The organism is Aequorivita vladivostokensis (assembly GCF_000952855.1).
Taxonomy (GTDB): domain Bacteria; phylum Bacteroidota; class Bacteroidia; order Flavobacteriales; family Flavobacteriaceae; genus Aequorivita; species Aequorivita vladivostokensis.
Genome location: NZ_JSVU01000004.1, coordinates 286705 through 302148, shown reverse-complemented (window position 1 = coordinate 302148; position 15444 = coordinate 286705). Strand labels below are relative to the sequence as shown.

Annotated in this window: 19 protein-coding genes; 1 reads left to right on the top strand and 18 read right to left on the bottom strand. The window is 40.8% G+C overall.

Annotation, left to right across the window (positions count from 1 at the left end):
• Positions 1 to 11: 11 nt before the first annotated feature.
• The 17 genes from MB09_RS08395 to porW all read right to left on the bottom strand — a co-directional run bounded on the left by MB09_RS08395 (position 12) and on the right by porW (position 12671).
• On the bottom strand, positions 12 to 428 hold the full coding sequence (locus MB09_RS08395; protein WP_045080450.1) for a VOC family protein: 417 nt from the start codon (positions 426 to 428) through the stop codon (positions 12 to 14).
• A gap of 65 nt (positions 429 to 493) precedes the next feature.
• On the bottom strand, positions 494 to 775 hold the full coding sequence (locus MB09_RS08390; protein WP_045080449.1) for a TM2 domain-containing protein: 282 nt from the start codon (positions 773 to 775) through the stop codon (positions 494 to 496).
• 43 nt (positions 776 to 818) lie between these two features.
• Positions 819 to 1205, bottom strand: a complete 387-nt coding sequence (locus MB09_RS08385) for a VOC family protein (protein WP_045080448.1) — start codon at positions 1203 to 1205, stop codon at positions 819 to 821.
• A 5-nt stretch (positions 1206 to 1210) separates the two neighbouring features.
• Positions 1211 to 2152, bottom strand: a complete 942-nt coding sequence (locus tag MB09_RS08380) for a 2-hydroxyacid dehydrogenase (protein WP_045080447.1) — start codon at positions 2150 to 2152, stop codon at positions 1211 to 1213.
• A gap of 61 nt (positions 2153 to 2213) precedes the next feature.
• Complete coding sequence (locus tag MB09_RS08375; protein WP_045080446.1) at positions 2214 to 2579, bottom strand: cupin domain-containing protein; 366 nt, start codon at positions 2577 to 2579, stop codon at positions 2214 to 2216.
• Between the two features lie 2 nt (positions 2580 to 2581).
• The gene (locus tag MB09_RS08370) at positions 2582 to 3106 is read right to left on the bottom strand and encodes a hypothetical protein (protein ID WP_045080445.1); all 525 of its coding nucleotides are present in this window, start codon (positions 3104 to 3106) and stop codon (positions 2582 to 2584) included.
• A gap of 35 nt (positions 3107 to 3141) precedes the next feature.
• A complete protein-coding gene (locus tag MB09_RS08365) occupies positions 3142 to 3675 on the bottom strand; it encodes an outer membrane beta-barrel protein (protein ID WP_045080444.1) in 534 nt (177 codons plus the stop codon).
• Between the two features lie 130 nt (positions 3676 to 3805).
• Positions 3806 to 4681, bottom strand: coding sequence for an ATP synthase F1 subunit gamma (atpG, locus tag MB09_RS08360; RefSeq protein ID WP_045080443.1), 876 nt, complete (start codon positions 4679 to 4681; stop codon positions 3806 to 3808).
• Positions 4682 to 4761: 80 nt separating this feature from the next.
• On the bottom strand, positions 4762 to 6342 hold the full coding sequence (atpA, locus tag MB09_RS08355) for a F0F1 ATP synthase subunit alpha (protein ID WP_045080442.1): 1581 nt from the start codon (positions 6340 to 6342) through the stop codon (positions 4762 to 4764).
• A 55-nt stretch (positions 6343 to 6397) separates the two neighbouring features.
• Positions 6398 to 6934, bottom strand: a complete 537-nt coding sequence (atpH, locus tag MB09_RS08350; protein WP_045080441.1) for an ATP synthase F1 subunit delta — start codon at positions 6932 to 6934, stop codon at positions 6398 to 6400.
• 7 nt (positions 6935 to 6941) lie between these two features.
• A complete protein-coding gene (locus MB09_RS08345; RefSeq protein WP_045080440.1) occupies positions 6942 to 7433 on the bottom strand; it encodes a F0F1 ATP synthase subunit B in 492 nt (163 codons plus the stop codon).
• An 80-nt stretch (positions 7434 to 7513) separates the two neighbouring features.
• Positions 7514 to 7717 carry an ATP synthase F0 subunit C gene (gene atpE, locus MB09_RS08340; RefSeq protein ID WP_045080439.1) on the bottom strand — a complete coding sequence of 68 codons (204 nt, stop codon included), beginning with the start codon at positions 7715 to 7717 and terminating at the stop codon, positions 7514 to 7516.
• Between the two features lie 32 nt (positions 7718 to 7749).
• Positions 7750 to 8841 (bottom strand): F0F1 ATP synthase subunit A, encoded by a 1092-nt coding sequence (gene atpB, locus MB09_RS08335; RefSeq protein ID WP_045080438.1) that lies wholly within the window; start codon positions 8839 to 8841, stop codon positions 7750 to 7752.
• 116 nt (positions 8842 to 8957) lie between these two features.
• Positions 8958 to 9362 (bottom strand): DUF6168 family protein, encoded by a 405-nt coding sequence (locus MB09_RS08330; RefSeq protein WP_052671324.1) that lies wholly within the window; start codon positions 9360 to 9362, stop codon positions 8958 to 8960.
• Positions 9359 to 9580: an AtpZ/AtpI family protein gene (locus MB09_RS08325; RefSeq protein WP_045080437.1), complete on the bottom strand. Its 222-nt coding sequence runs from the start codon at positions 9578 to 9580 to the stop codon at positions 9359 to 9361. The genes MB09_RS08330 and MB09_RS08325 overlap by 4 nt, the downstream gene beginning before the upstream one ends.
• A 25-nt stretch (positions 9581 to 9605) precedes the next feature.
• A complete protein-coding gene (locus MB09_RS08320) occupies positions 9606 to 10067 on the bottom strand; it encodes a bactofilin family protein (protein WP_045080436.1) in 462 nt (153 codons plus the stop codon).
• A gap of 54 nt (positions 10068 to 10121) precedes the next feature.
• Complete coding sequence (gene porW / locus MB09_RS08315; protein ID WP_045080435.1) at positions 10122 to 12671, bottom strand: type IX secretion system periplasmic lipoprotein PorW/SprE; 2550 nt, start codon at positions 12669 to 12671, stop codon at positions 10122 to 10124.
• Positions 12672 to 12863: 192 nt separating this feature from the next.
• On the opposite strand from porW, the gene MB09_RS08310 reads away from it, so the two are divergent.
• Positions 12864 to 13904 (top strand): ferredoxin--NADP reductase, encoded by a 1041-nt coding sequence (locus MB09_RS08310; RefSeq protein ID WP_045080434.1) that lies wholly within the window; start codon positions 12864 to 12866, stop codon positions 13902 to 13904.
• 490 nt (positions 13905 to 14394) lie between these two features.
• Here MB09_RS08310 and MB09_RS08300 read toward each other — a convergent pair whose 3' ends face one another.
• The gene (locus tag MB09_RS08300) at positions 14395 to 15426 is read right to left on the bottom strand and encodes a glycosyltransferase family 9 protein (RefSeq protein WP_045080432.1); all 1032 of its coding nucleotides are present in this window, start codon (positions 15424 to 15426) and stop codon (positions 14395 to 14397) included.
• Positions 15427 to 15444 lie beyond the last annotated feature (18 nt).

The following is a 15444-nucleotide window of genomic DNA, read 5'->3' as shown; positions in this document are numbered from 1 at the left end:
TTTTTTAAATTTTACTTTTCTGAAAATGGATTATAGCTTCCAAAGCTCCAAATATTTCCTTCGGGATCTTTGCAGCTGTAGCCACGGCCACCGTAGTCTTCGTCTTTAATTTCCATTACTATTTCAGCGCCATTTGCTTTTGAATTCTTGTAATGTTCATCAACATGCTCAATTATAAAATAAGGTGTTTGGGTATTGTAACCGTTAAGGTTTTTGGGGAGGTTCAGCATTTTACCAAATGCGGTGTCGGGATTGAATGTATTTACCATTACCAAAGCCTTGCCCAATATTAGATGTGCGTGAAATATGTTGCCGTTGTCGTCTTTATAAACACCGTGCTCCTTAAATCCGAACGCCTTTTTCAAAAATGAAACCGCGGCATTGGCATCGCTATAAATTAAATTGGGAATTGCGCCGTAGTTGCTCATTTATCTTTCTTTTAACGTGATACAACTAAAAGGCCTTTGAAAAAATTTCCAAAGGCCAATATTTTTTAAAACCATCCTTTTTTACCTACTTGATAGGTTTGGTAAAATTCCTCATCGCTTTTGGTAAGGTAGATAATGCCCTCAATTAGACCGATGATACTGCCTATTCCACAGGTTACAACGGTAATTATTATTTGGATAATGCCTTCTTGGGTGTATCCCAAAATGAATTTGTGAATGCCAAAGCCTCCCAGTAAAATACCCAAAATGCCCGCCAGAACTTTCTTGTTTTCTTGCGGATATGGCTGTGAGGGCTGATTCCAGTTTTCGGTTGTTTGTTGTTCCATTTCTTTTTGATTGGTTTAAAAATTGGTTTAAATGTAATTAAATTTATAGAAATGCTTCGTCCACCGGTTCCCAAAGTTCAATTTTATTTCCATCGGGATCGAGTATCCAGCCGAATTTTCCGTAATCATAGGTCTGCATCTCGCCCACAATTGTTACACCTTCTTCTTTTAAAACTTTCAGTAATTCTTCCAAGTTTTCCACCCGGTAGTTAACCATAAATTCTTTTTCGCTGGGCGAAAAGTAGTTGGTGTCTGCATTAAATGGGCTCCATTGCGTTGAGCATTTGTTGCCGTTTTCGTCCTGCCACCAAAAAGTACAGCCGTAATTATCGGTGTTCAGTCCCAAATGGTTTTTATACCATTCCTTAGTTTTATCGGGATTTTTGGTCTTAAAAAATATGCCGCCAATGCCCGTGACTCTTTTTTTCATTTATATTATTTTTTGAAATTTTCAATTATTTTTTCCGCAATAACCGTTGCCAATTTTTCTTTGCTTTCAACCGTCCATCCGGCAATGTGCGGACTTAGAATTACATTGTCCATCGCGAACAGTTCTTTTAAGGAATTGGGAAGATTGTCCGAATCAAAAAGCGTTTCAAAAGATAGTTTTTCAAATTCCAAAACATCCAATCCCGCGCCGAGGATTTTTCCAGCTTTTAATGCCGAAACCAAATCGGCCGTGACCACACTTTTACCGCGAGCGGTATTTATGAGCCAAAACGGTTTTGAAAACGAATTGATAAATTCTGAATTTATCATTTTGTCCGTCAACGGCGTCCACGGGGTGTGGAGGCTCAAAACATCTGCGTTCTGTTGAAGTTTCTGCAATGAAACCTGTTTTGCGTTTTCATCGCCCACATTTTCTTTTATGTCGAAACAGAGCACTTCGCAGTCAAACCCACGAAGTTTTTTTGCGAACGCTTTGCCCATATTGCCGTACCCGATGATTCCAACGGTTTTTCCGTCCAGTTCTATCCCACGGTTGGCTTCACGGTTCCAAAGGCCATTTTTAACTTCGCTGTCGGCTTTAGTTAGGTTGTTGAATAGCGAAAGAAGCATCCCGAGCGCATGTTCGCCCACGGCGTTTCTATTGCCTTCGGGCGCGGCGATCAATTTTACACCCAGTTTTTCGGCATATTCGGTATCGATGCTTTCCAGACCGGCGCCAACCCGGGCAATAAATTTCAGGTTTTTGGCTGCATCGAGAAATTGTTTGTCAATGTTGAAACGGCTTCGAATCACGATTCCTTCGTAACCTGAAATAATTTCCTCAATTTCAGCTTTTGAGGCTTTGTAGTTTTCTTCATTTATAAATCCTGCTTCGGAAAGTTTTTCCAGCAGAAGCGGATGGTTTTTGTCTAAGTGAAGTATTTTCATATTTTTTTTACCACGAATACACGAATTATTTAGATCTAATAATTCGTGTATTCGAGGTTTTTTAAATTTTAGGATATTCGGAAACGGTTTTTTCCGAAGTTACATTCCCAGTGTGTTTTGTGGAAAGTTTTTCAAAAAGAAGCACGTGTACCTCTTCGCCATTCTGCGTTTTTGGGCAATGTTCCACACCTTTTGGAACCACGATTATTTCGCCTTCGGAAACGATTTCAACTTTATCGCGAAAGTGCATTTCCAAAGTGCCCTTTTGCACTAAAAACAATTCATCTTCTTCCTCGTGCTTGTGCCATACAAATTCGTCCTTCAACTTCGCCAAAAGCACTTGCATATTGTCCACAATGGCTATTTGGTGCGGATGCCAATGCTTTTTAAAGGTTGAAAACTTTTCTTCCAGATTGATAGTCTGCATAACTATTCATGTTGGTTTGGATTCGCTTGCGGATAGGGAATCATTTCCTTTTCCGAAAGATTGGAAATTTTGAAATAATGCTTTTTTCCTTCAAACCAATACTCCAAAACAGCTTGATTGTTTTCCAACTGAAACGGAAATGCTTTCGATGGAGTATTTTGGACTTCTTTCATCGGGTCGGCATCCATAATTACATCGCGTTGGGACTCCTTTTTAAGATAGCCCACAAATTGTTTTGGCTCGTTTATATTGCCCTTTGCCTCAAGAATATGGTTTCTGAAATATATATTCTGAATAACCACATCGGGTTGGATTTCGCTGAAGATAATGTGCACGTTGGTGCCAGAACCGCCTTCCTTTACGCCCGCAACCCAATTTTGGTAATATGCATCGGAAATTTTAAAGGGAGGATTTTGTTCAAAAGACGTTTTTAAACCGTCTGCCTTTGCTCCGCCACAGTTGGAAAATCCAAACAGCAACAAGGGTACCGTTAAAAGGATGGCTATATATTTTATGTTCTTCATCATTCATTAAAAGTACAAATATATTGAACACAAAATTTCTAAAATTTAAAACCGAGACCCAAAAACCCTGCAATTCCATCAGCTGCATCTACGTTTAACGTAATATTCCGGGCACTGAAGTAGGGCAGCAGCAACTTTAAATATAATTTTTCACCAATGCGATAATGCGCGCCGGGACCAATGTTATAGATAGTCAAGGCACTGTTCTCAATATATCCCTGCGTTTGGTCTTCGAACCCAAAGCCGTAACCCGCTTGTGCGAAAACGTTCCATCTTTCCTTGTTTACAAAGTAATAATGGATGGACGGAACAAAACCATAGGAATGGATCGTGACGCCGCTATTGTCCTTTATTAACGTATTATTTGAAGTGAAAAAACTTCCGGAAAGGGAAACCTTATCGGAAACGAAAAACTCAAAACTGGCCAGCCCGATGGTTCCAAAATCATCTTCATTGTTGGTCGTCGTTGGATAGGGAGAAACCGCAACTGAAAGTATCATTTCTCCCTTTTGATTTTGGGCCTGCAGTATGGCACAGAAAAGAACGAAAGCTATAAGAAGTGCTTTTTTCATTTGAATAATTTTGAATGAAGGTAATCAATTATGGGCTAACAAAAAACCCCACAGGTTTTGAAAACCTATGGGGTTTGGATTTTTTAAGCTTAACGCTAATCAATACACAGATTGATTCGTTCCTCGCAATTTATCCCGCCAAGGCATTGGCACCACCCACAATCTCAAGGATTTCATTGGTAATGGCAGCCTGACGTGCTTTGTTGTATTGTAGTTTCAACGCATCGCGAAGTTCGGTTGCGTTGTCGGTTGCTTTGTGCATAGCCGTCATACGTGCGCCGTGCTCACTTGCTACGCTATCGCGCAGGGATTTGAACAACTGCATTTTCAAACTCTTTGGAATTAACGCCTCAACAATTTCCTCTTTTGAAGGTTCAAAAATGTAGAAGGTTTCACTGGTCTTTGCTTTTTGGCCTTCAATGGGTTTGGGAGGCATAATTGGCAAAAATTGCTCAGTCATCACTATTTGTGTAGCCGCATTTTTGAAGTTATTGTACACAACAATAATTTTGTCATATTTCCCTTCGGAAAAAAGAAGCATCAATTTTTCGGCGATTTCTGAAGTATTCTCAAAAGAAAGATCGTCAAAAATAGCATTGTTATTTTCAACAATGGTTCCGCTCTTTTTAAGAATATCATTACCTTTTTTTCCGAGTGTCATAAAATCCACTTGCTTGCCAGCAAAGGTGTTTGCTGCCAAATTGCGTGCTTCTTTTATAATATTGGTATTGAAAGCTCCTGCCAAACCACGGTTACTGGTAATGGCAACCACCAAGACTTTGTTCACCTCGCGCTGGTCTGAATATTTGCTGCCGGTATCGGCATCAAGCGTGGCGCTTAGGTTTTGCAAAAGTTCGGTAAGTTTTTCAGAATAGGGGCGCATTGCCGTAATAGCATCCTGGGCCTTTTTCAACTTTGCGGCAGAAACCATTTTCATGGCACTGGTAATCTGCATCGTTGAGCTTACGGATGATATTCTGTTTCTAATTTCCTTTAAGTTAGCCATGTTTTTATATTAAGCTACTCTGTGTTCCCTGTGTCTTTGTGGTGAAAAAAACCACAGAGGCACAGAGAGCACGGAGATTTTTACTTCTTATACTTTGCTGAAAGATCTGCTGCAACAGATGTCATTACATCTATTGCCTCATCTGTAAGTTTACCTGCTTTAAGATCGTTTAGCGTATCTCTGTGCTTTACGTTCAACATTTCCAGGTAATCTCTTTCAAATTCCTTTACTTTTTCAACAGGCACGTTACGCATCAGGTTTTTAGAACCTGCGTAGATTACCGCAATTTGGTCTTCCACCGTGTACGGATCGTTTTCAGATTGTTTCAAAATTTCTACGTTACGCTTTCCTTTTTCGATTACGTTCAAGGTTGCAGCATCAAGATCGGAACCGAATTTTGCGAACGCTTCTAATTCACGGAAAGCTGCCTGATCCAGTTTCAAGGTACCTGCTACTTTTTTCATCGATTTAATCTGTGCGTTACCACCCACACGCGATACCGAAATACCTACGTTAATAGCTGGACGAACCCCTGCGTTGAACAAATCTCCATCAAGGAAAATCTGACCGTCGGTAATCGAAATTACGTTTGTTGGAATATATGCCGAAACGTCACCCGCCTGTGTTTCAATAATAGGAAGAGCGGTCAATGATCCACCACCTTTTACAAGGCCTTTCAAAGAATCTGGAAGGTCGTTCATTTCCTTTGCAATATCATCATCGGCAATTACCTTAGCGGCACGCTCCAACAATCTTGAGTGAAGGAAGAAAACGTCTCCAGGGTATGCCTCACGTCCCGGTGGACGACGAAGCAAAAGTGAAACCTCACGGTATGCTACCGCTTGTTTTGAAAGATCATCATAAACAATCAATGCTGGACGACCAGTGTCGCGGAAATATTCACCAATTGCAGCACCTGCGAAAGGAGCATACACCTGCATTGGCGCAGGATCTGATGCGTTTGCGGCAACGATGGTCGTGTAGGCCAAAGCTCCCTTTTCTTCCAAAACCTGCGCGATGTTCGCAACGGTTGAAGCTTTTTGCCCAATGGCTACATAGATACAATATACAGGCTTTCCTGCATCGTAAAATTCTTTTTGATTTATAATGGTATCGATACAAACTGTAGATTTACCAGTTTGACGGTCACCAATTACAAGCTCACGCTGACCACGGCCCACGGGAATCATTGCATCGATAGACTTAATACCAGTTTGAAGTGGCTCGGTTACCGGCTGACGATAAATAACCCCCGGCGCTTTGCGCTCCAAAGGCATTTCGTAAGTTTCACCAGTGATAGGACCTTTACCATCGATAGGCTGGCCCAAGGTGTTTACCACACGACCTACAATACCTTCACCTACCTTAAGTGAAGCGATACGCTGGGTACGCTTTACGGTTGAACCTTCCTTAATTTCTTTTGAAGGTCCTAAAAGTACGATACCTACGTTGTCTTCCTCAAGGTTCAATACAATACCTTCAAGACCACTTTCAAAGGCAACCAATTCGCCGTACTGGGCGTTTGAGAGTCCGTATGCACGAACAATCCCGTCACCCACGGTCAAAACAGTTCCTACTTCATCTAGGGAAGCGTTTGCTTCAAAACCTGTAAGTTGTTGCTTTAATATTGCTGATACTTCAGCTGGTTTTACTTCTGCCATTTTTTTAGATATTAGATGTTAGATTTTAGACGTTAGACTAAACCTAATTTCCTTATTATATTGATTTACTGAATTCTCTTTTTAAATTTCCTAATTGGTTTGCGATACTCGCGTTGTACTGAATATCGCCCATACGGAGAATAAAACCTCCGATGATATCAGAATCGATTTCACTATTGAGTGTTACCTTATCACTGCCGGTTAATTCCTTCACCTTTGCCAATACTTTTGTTTCCATTTCTGGAGTAAGCGGTACGGCCGTAATTACTGTTGCGGCTTTTACTCCTTGCTGGTCATTATAAATATCCACATAGCTTTTTGCCACACTGCCCAACAGGGAAGCGCGCTTGTTTGCTATTAAAATATTGATTAGCGAATGCGTAGCCTCTGACTGCCCGTTGAAGATTTTCAAAAGCGCATCTTTTTTATCGTTGGCTTTAATTACGGGGCTTTGAAGAACGGCCTGCAATTCGCGGCTGTCTTCAATTGTTTTATAAACAGATTGCATATCGCCAAAAACAACGGCTTCTGTGTTGTTTTCGTTTGCTTTCTGCAAAATTGCTTTCGCGTATCGTATCGCTGCTCTGCTCATTGAATAATTAGTTTAATTTGGCTTCACCCAACATTTCATTTACAAGCTTCATTTGCTTATCGCTGTCAGAAAGTTCGTGCTTCACTACTTTTTCTGCTATTTCCAAAGAAAGGCTCGCTACCTGTTGTTTCAACTCGGCAATGGCGGCTTTCTTTTCGCTTTCGATAGCGGCTTGTGCCTGGGCTACCATTTTGTCTGCTTCCAGCTTGGCATCTTCTTTGGCATCAGCAATCATCTTTGCTTTCAGCTCGCGGGCTTCCTTCATCATTGCCTCGCGTTCTGCGCGGGCCTCCTGAAGCAGTTTTTCATTGTCTGCGTGCATGTTCTGCATTTCAAGCTTGGCCTTTTCGGCGGCTTCCAATGCATCGTTTATAGATGTTTCACGAGATCTTACGGCGCCCAAAATTGGTTTCCACGCAAATTTTCGCAAAAGAAACAAAAGCAATAAAAATATGATGGTGGTCCAAAATATTAAACTCTCTGGTGCTACTATATTCATTTGATGATATTTTTTTAAAAACTTCTTTGTTTAAAACAACATTTCGCGGCCAACCGCCACGAAATGTTGTATTTTAAAAATTAGGCAATCAATGCCACAACCACTGCGAAAAGTGCAACACCCTCTACAAGGGCCGCTGCAATAATCATTGCGGTTTGAATCTTTGCTGTAGCTTCTGGCTGTCTTGCGATAGCGTCCATTGCTGAACCACCGATTTTACCAATACCAATTCCGGCACCGATTACGGCCAGTCCTGCTCCTACTGCTGCTAATGTTCCTGTCATAATTGAAACGTTTTAAAATAATTAAACAATAATTAATGATGCTCCTCTACTGCCTGACCAATAAACAGGGCCGCAAGCAAGGTAAATACATAGGCTTGTAGTGCGGCAACCAAAAGTTCCAGCACGCTCATGAAAAGTACGAATGCTATTGACACCGGCGAAATGGCGGCAGTTTCGAAAATAAAAATCAAGCCCACAAGGCTCAAAATTATAATATGCCCAGCGGTAATGTTCGCAAATAAACGAACCATAAGTGCAAAGGGTTTTGTAAACATCCCAATAATTTCAATCGGGATCATAATAGGGTATAATGCTTTTGGCACATTAGGCGCAAGAATGTGTTTCCAGTAATATTTGTTTCCACTGAAAATGGTAACTATGAAAACAATAACCGCCATCACCAAGGTGAAAATAATATTTCCTGTCACGTTTCCGCTAAACGGGAAAAATGGAATAAGGCCGATAAGGTTATTCAACCAAATAAAGAAAAAGATGGTCAATAACAGCGGCATGTATTTTTGATATTTGTGAGTACCGATATTAGGCACTGCAATCTCGTCACGAACAAAAAGAATAACGGGTTCCAAAAGTCCAGAAATACCTTTGGGCGCTTTTTTGTTTTTCTTATAAGAACGTGCGGCAAAACCGAATATAAGAATCAAAAGAAGGGACACCAAGATCATAGAAAACACCGTTTTCGTAATGGAGAAATCCAAAGGTCTGTCCTCATACAGAAAAGGTCGCCCCATAGTACTGGCCGACTCAAATTTCTCCTTATCAAAACGATCGGCATAAAAAATATGCTCTCTATACTTAACAAACTCTTGTCCGTTAGCTTCTACCACGGTAGTTCCGCTATTGTCGTGATGAAATTCTGAGGAGGGAAAAATAGTAAGGCCATTTTCTGTCCAAAGGATTACTGGGAGTGCCAAGGTTATGGGGTGTCCGGACCAGTCTGCAATATGAAATTCGTGCGAATCCCATACGTGACTATTAATTAATTCCTTCGGGTCAAATTTTCCGTCGCCATCGTTTTGGTTTGGGTCCGAGGCGGTACCTTTTAGGGGCATCAATAAAAAGAACATTAATGCTAAGCTACCGATAAGTGTTTGAGTAAGCCTCATATGTTAATAACTATAAAATATTGTGCTCGTTAAAATTTGTGCAAAAGTACAACTTTTAACCATAAAAAAAAGGGGAGATGTAAATGTTTTATTTTTCTGAAAATCATTGTGTGTCTTTAAGCTGCAGATTGCTTCAAAAGCCTTAAGGTGAGCACGATCTCCAAAAAGAGGTAGATAAAATATGGAATGAAAAAAGAAATGAAATCGGGTATTTTTGAAACATTTTCCATTTTGATGAGTGGAATTAAAAACACCACAGCGGCAACCATCTTCAACAAAACAAAGCCGAGAAAAGCGTAGCCCACATAATTTGGAGCTTTTTTGCTTATTAGAAAGAGTACGGAAAGAATACTAAGCGCCACTATAAAATGGAAGAGGTATATTTTCCAGACGGCATAATAAAAAACAAAATTTTCCGAAAGGCTCTCAACCGCCAGTTTATGCACAAAAAAAAGCGGAAGGGTAATAAGAATTAATAGCGCGGGAATTTTATAAAATCTATCCAATTTCAAAACTTTCAATCATTTTTGTTCATATTCTGAAGTTGTTTGATAACGGCGTAAAGCGCAATAAAAACACCGAGAAGCGAAAATAGGATAGTATAGGCGGAATATTTATTTGGAAAACTTTCGTCCAATTTTCGGCCAGCAAATACCCCAATACCAATAGTTACGCCCATCTGTATTGCAATGCCGGAAAAGACGGCCCATTTACGAAGGTTGTTCTTGTTATCCGACATTTACAATAAATATTTAGACCGGGTTTTAGGATTCTACTGCATTCCTGACCTTCGGCTTTCGGTCATAGGAATGAGTTTTGGAAGCATCAACGCTGGAATTGGGTTCCGTTTTCGTATTCTTCGGAAGGCCATCCTGCATTACACAAGAAGCATTCATGGTAGCTCCAGGTTCCACGGCCAGTTTGCCAACGGTTACATCGCCCTCAATTACCGCAGTGGACCTCAAAGAGAGCGTTCCGGAAACTTGAAGATTGCCCTCAAACCTGCCTTCGATATCGGCATTTTCACAGGTAAGGTTACCTATAATGACGCCTGATTTGCCCAAAACTACTTTTGATGGGGTTTTTACGGTACCTTCCACCGTGCCGTCGATTCTAAAAAAACCAGTGGAAGATATATCGCCTTTAAGTTTTGTACCTTCATTAATTCTATTCTGGGCAGAGCCGGGTTCGGCAGCAATGCGCTTTTCTTTTTTGTCTGAAAACATAGCAGTGGGTTTAAAAGGTTACTATTCTGTTGTTCGGTTTGTTGAATTTGGGCTTTATTCGCTTACATCATTCTTAAGGTAATCCTCCAGATTTTTATGTATTTGAATGATTTTATAATTGGGAGTTGCGATTTCAAAGAACGGATGTTTTATTTTTGATTCCTTTCTTTCCTTCAAAACTTCACCAAAACCACGGGCACCCATTTTGGTTCTTAGTCCGTGTACTATAACTAGCTTGGTTTGGGGATCGTAATAATCAATAGAGGTTGACATATTTGTGTACCGCAGGTCTTCTATCGCCTTGTCCAATGTTTCCTTTAATTTTTGTGCCTCCTGCGCCTCTTCAGTGTTAAATTTATACACCAACTTCCAGCTTTCGTTTTCCTGTTCGGGAACAAAATCTTTTGAAGCGATCAAGGGCAGGGTGGTATTGTAAATTTCCTGCGCTTGTTTTCCTTCCTCGGTACTCGGATAGTTTAACGAAACAAAATTCAGCGCTTTTTTATATGCTTCAAAACCTTGCTGGCGGCCAATGGCGGTCGCCTTTAAAAGTTCAAATTTTGGAACTATATCATTACCATTATAAACCATCATATACTCATCTGCCTTTTGAATTACCTCGGCATATTTTGCTGCTTCAAACTCCTTGTACAATTGCTTGTACTTGTACTCAGGGCTGGATTCATCGGTAGGCAATTGCGAGTTTGGATTGCGGAGAATTTCTGCATAACGTGTATCACCGTGATTTGTTAAGATGTCATTCCTATATTTATCAGAAGCTGTAGGATTTTCCAGAATTTCATAAATTTTCACCAAATTGTATTTCGCCGGCACCACCAATCGCTCCTCCGGACTGTAAGTGAGCAATTTTTCGAGCCTATTTGCCGCCAGAGTGTATTCCTTGAATTTTTCCTTATAAATAAGACCCAATTGATAATATGCAAAATTTCGGTCCTTCGCCAAGCTGTCAATCACCTTTTCGTCGGTCGGGATTTTTGATATATACGTTTGTGGTTTGTAAAGTTCGTTTTCGGAAATAGGCGCAGCGGCTACTATTTCCTCGTCATTGTCAATCAACGAAGTTCTTTTGCTGGAAAGTCTCCAATTGTCCTCCAACTTTCGGTCTCCCCAAATCTTTCTGAATTCACCCTTTCCGTAAGCCACGGTGGAAGCATTGTAGAAATAGAAGGTGCTTCCCTTGTTTGGGCCTGAAGCTGTTTTTCCTTTTTCGTAGAATTCTTTATTCGCGATGTTTTGTTCAACTTTTATCGTTTCCAAAGAATCTTTTATTGCCTGTTCCTTTAGTCTAGTTGTATAGTCCGTAAAATAAGCAAGTTGTTCTGCCTCGCTCATTTTTGTCAATTTCAGGATGCTGTCGTTGGTTGTGGCAATGTCCTCATACTTTATTACATCGTCTAGGTTTTCACGTTTTTTGGTGATACGTCTCCACTGGCGGCTATTCGCTTCCAGAAACGTCAAGGTACTGTCATAATAAGCCCCGGCGGTCTTATACTTTGCATGGTCGAAGTTAATTTCGGCAAGGGTTTGATAGTTTACCGACTGAAGAATCCGGTCCTGTCTAAAAGCCTTGATGGACTTGTTATAATATTTTACGGCAGTCCCAATGCTGTCGCTGTTGCGGTAATAATCGCCAAACTGGTTGTAGATTTTATCCAAGAAGGGACGGTTTTCACGATTTTTTTCAAGGTCTTGCAAAAGTTCCAAAAACGCGGTGCGGTCGCCCTTATCATAGTCAAAATTTTTGCCCTTTTCCAAATAGGCATTTATTAAATAAGCCCGCGAGGTTTTGCGGTTCATATCAATCACCTCATCAAATGCGATGTTCGCACTGTCCTTTTCGCCCAAACGGTTGTAAAGCTGCCCTTTGATGAAGGTATATCTTCCCTTCAACTCCTTGTCCTTCACGTTTTCGGCGGCCATTTTGATATATTCAAGTGCCGGTTGTAGCGAATCCAAGTTAATAAAGGCTTGCGCCATCATTGCGGCACCATCTGCTATTTCCTCTTCGTCAAGTTCGGCCTGCTCAAACATTTTCTTGAGATTTTCAATGGCGAATTCCTCATTTTTTAGGCGAATGTTGGTTTTAGCTTTCCAGACCTTTGCAACGTTTATATTGTTACTGGTGGGATAGCGGTCCAAAATAAAATTGAAAGCATCCAGCGCAGGAATGAAGCGGCCGTCGTAATAGCGCGCTTTCCCCAACAACATATAGGCCTCATCTATTTGTGGATTGTATTCCTTGCCATCAATGTACATCGAGTGTTTTTGGATGGCCTTTGCGGCTTTTTCCTCGGCACGGTTAAAGCCGCCGCCGCCTTGACCCTTAGCCGCACCGGGAGCTTTGGTTTCGGCCTCTTCAATTTCAATTCGCTCTACGGGGAGTATTTCCCAAAAATTATCGCGAAAGCCAAAGGCTAACTGCTCCTTGGCATCGGTAAACGCCATGTTGCCGTTATAAAGCGTGTTGTATTCGGTAGTAACCGCGTGAACATTACGGTTTAGGAAAGTATTTTTTTTGCGTGAACACGCTGCCAGAAAAACAACAGCGAGAACAAATAGCGTTAGTTTATATGTGCCCTTCAAAATGGTTTCGGTTTATATAATATTCAAACTTAAAAGGTTCTATTTTAGTATGTAGAATCACTAAAGAGCGGTAAAAATACATTTCTTTTTAATATCTACTTAGGGAAAGACCGAAAAAATCCTTCATAATAAGGGCGCTGAATCTTTGTTTCCTTCAATTCATTTGTACTTTTGCAGAAAAATTTCACAATTATGGGCGAATTTCATGCGCTTACCGTTTCCGAAGTAAAAAAAGAAACGCCAAACTCCGTTTCCGTTACTTTTAAAGTTCCCGAAAATCTAAAAAATACCTTTGCATTTAAGGCTGGGCAATATATTACCATAAAACATCAAAAAGACGGCAAGGAGCTGCGCCGGGCGTATTCCATCTGTAGCTCACCCAAAAGCGGCCTGCTGAAGGTTGCCGTGAAAAAAGTGGAAAAAGGAGCCTTCTCAGAATATGCAAACAAAGACCTAAAAGCGGGCGATACGCTGCAAGTGATGCCGCCCACGGGAAAATTTATTTTGGAGCCAAACCTGAAAAATTACGTGGCCTTTGCCGCAGGAAGCGGGATAACCCCCGTGCTTTCATTGATAAAAAGCACTTTGGAAGAAATGCCAAAAAGTTCGTTTTTACTTATTTACGGCAATCAGAATAAAAAGGAAACCATGTTTTATGACGAAATCGTTCAATTGCAGGATAAATTTCCGGAGCGGTTTGATGTTGAATTTGTCTATAGCCGAGAAAAGTTGGAGGATGCGCAATTTGGAAGAATAGGTCGCTCCCTGGTTAATTTTTACCTGAAAAATAAGTACGGGCAGATAACTTTTGAAGCCTTTTATCTGTGCGGTCCCGAACAGATGATTGACGAAGTTTCCGCAACCTTGAAGCACAACGGAATCAATTCGAAACAAATTCATCACGAGCTTTTCTCTACTGCTGAAAAAGGGCTTTTGGTTGAAAAACACGACGGCAATACCAGCATTACGGTAATTCTGGATGACGAAGAGGAAGTTTTTGAAATGCCGCAGACCAAAAGTATTCTTGAAGCTGCGTTGGACGAAGGTTTAGACCCACCCTATTCCTGCCAAGGCGGAATTTGCAGTACCTGTATCGCCCGCCTAAAAGAAGGAAAGGCGGAAATGCGCAAAAACCAAATCCTCACTGAAGCCGAGATTGCGGATGGTTTGATACTTACCTGCCAAGCTCATCCTACAACTGCGAAAGTTGTTGTGGATTATGATGATGTGTAAAGGTTGAAATTCCAAATTTTTGAAATTTCAAATTCCAAAAAAATTTGGGCAGGGTTCCTGTGTCGTTTAATAGCTAAGCTGATATTTCATTCAAACCTTCTCTTCTATAGGTTCTAAAATAGGTTTTTCAAATGGTTAATCCCTATATTTTGATTTTGAAAAGAACTCAAGGGAGAGGCGAACATATAATGGCACCTGAGAAAAGGCATTTTACGGGGAATCTTGGGATTATATATAAGTTATATATGGGGTTGGGTCGGCATAGAGTCGACATACAGTCAGCATACAGTCAGCATACAGTCGGCATACAGTCGGCATATAGTTATAATGGTGTGGCTAATATTCCAAAATATCTTCTTGTTCTTTTTTTGGCGGGTAGACACAGCAGTAAGGTAAAAGAAGAAGATGGTAGGGTTAAAGACTTGTAAATATAAATGATTTAGGAGCCGTTGTCAAGTTGAAGACCAAATTAGTTTAGTTAGTGTGGTAACTATATAACCTTTTCCACTTTCGATACCACTGTTTCAGGTGGTATCGTATTCATCACTAACTCATAATTGGGAGGATATTTATTGCCGTAAATGGATGTTGGAATTAATGGATATTTTTTTCTGTCAGCCATTAATTGATTGCTTTCCGGCTGATTAAAAGGGACAAATCCCGCATAAGGGTGCGTGACGCCCCAAAGTGTAACAACCGGCACCCCATACATAGCCGCCAAATGCCCGTTGCCGCTATCCATGGAAAGCATTAGATCCAGATTTGAAATCAGCGCGAGTTCTTCCTCAAAAGTGAGTTTTCCGGCCACATTGGTCACATTGGCGAAAGGATTTTCAAGTTGTTGAAGTTGCTTTATTTCCTTCTTTCCGCCACCAAAAAGAAATATACGGTATTTGTCGGTTTTATCCAATTCGCGGATTACTTCAGCCATTAAGCTTAAAGGATACATTTTGCTTTGATGGGCGGCAAAGGGAGCAATGCCGATGAGTTTTTTTGGTTCTACGCCAATCAGGCCATTGAGTTTTGGCGTCAACCGTTTTTTGGGCGGGACGGTAAATGTGTTTAAATCTAAAGGAAAACCGAGCTTTTCAAAAACATCCGCATAGCGCTGGTGTGTAGTTTTTAATTGTGAAATAGCTTCGCCTTTGGCAGCAATCAAGGCTTTCTTTTCCGCTCTGCCTTTATCAATAGTCGCTGTTTCTAAACCCTTAAATTTTAAATATTTCGTGATTATTTTGGAACGAATTACGTTGTGAAGGTCTGCTACGGCGCCAATTCCCAAATCCTTTGCTTGGTTTGCCAATTTAATCAATCCGAAGCGTTTGTGTTCGCCATATACATCAGCTTCCAAAAAATCGAGGTTGGGAATTTCTTCAAAAAAAGGTTTGAAAAATGGGCGGGAAAGCACCGTGATTTTTAGTTCGGGATAGGTTTGCGCCAAAACGCGAAGTACGGGAACGGTCATTGCCACATCGCCCATGGCGGAGAGGCGGATTACCAATATGTGTATGGGTTTGGCCATTGGAATTTTAAAAACCTA

Coding starts and splice junctions, on each gene's coding strand:
- MB09_RS08395 (WP_045080450.1), bottom strand. CDS start 428: ATGAGCAACTACGGCGCAATTCCCAATTTAATTTATAGCGATGCCAAT.
- MB09_RS08390 (WP_045080449.1), bottom strand. CDS start 775: ATGGAACAACAAACAACCGAAAACTGGAATCAGCCCTCACAGCCATAT.
- MB09_RS08385 (WP_045080448.1), bottom strand. CDS start 1,205: ATGAAAAAAAGAGTCACGGGCATTGGCGGCATATTTTTTAAGACCAAA.
- MB09_RS08380 (WP_045080447.1), bottom strand. CDS start 2,152: ATGAAAATACTTCACTTAGACAAAAACCATCCGCTTCTGCTGGAAAAA.
- MB09_RS08375 (WP_045080446.1), bottom strand. CDS start 2,579: ATGCAGACTATCAATCTGGAAGAAAAGTTTTCAACCTTTAAAAAGCAT.
- MB09_RS08370 (WP_045080445.1), bottom strand. CDS start 3,106: ATGATGAAGAACATAAAATATATAGCCATCCTTTTAACGGTACCCTTG.
- MB09_RS08365 (WP_045080444.1), bottom strand. CDS start 3,675: ATGAAAAAAGCACTTCTTATAGCTTTCGTTCTTTTCTGTGCCATACTG.
- atpG (WP_045080443.1), bottom strand. CDS start 4,681: ATGGCTAACTTAAAGGAAATTAGAAACAGAATATCATCCGTAAGCTCA.
- atpA (WP_045080442.1), bottom strand. CDS start 6,342: ATGGCAGAAGTAAAACCAGCTGAAGTATCAGCAATATTAAAGCAACAA.
- atpH (WP_045080441.1), bottom strand. CDS start 6,934: ATGAGCAGAGCAGCGATACGATACGCGAAAGCAATTTTGCAGAAAGCA.
- MB09_RS08345 (WP_045080440.1), bottom strand. CDS start 7,433: ATGAATATAGTAGCACCAGAGAGTTTAATATTTTGGACCACCATCATA.
- atpE (WP_045080439.1), bottom strand. CDS start 7,717: ATGACAGGAACATTAGCAGCAGTAGGAGCAGGACTGGCCGTAATCGGT.
- atpB (WP_045080438.1), bottom strand. CDS start 8,841: ATGAGGCTTACTCAAACACTTATCGGTAGCTTAGCATTAATGTTCTTT.
- MB09_RS08325 (WP_045080437.1), bottom strand. CDS start 9,580: ATGTCGGATAACAAGAACAACCTTCGTAAATGGGCCGTCTTTTCCGGC.
- MB09_RS08320 (WP_045080436.1), bottom strand. CDS start 10,067: ATGTTTTCAGACAAAAAAGAAAAGCGCATTGCTGCCGAACCCGGCTCT.
- MB09_RS08310 (WP_045080434.1), top strand. CDS start 12,864: ATGGGCGAATTTCATGCGCTTACCGTTTCCGAAGTAAAAAAAGAAACG.
- MB09_RS08300 (WP_045080432.1), bottom strand. CDS start 15,426: ATGGCCAAACCCATACACATATTGGTAATCCGCCTCTCCGCCATGGGC.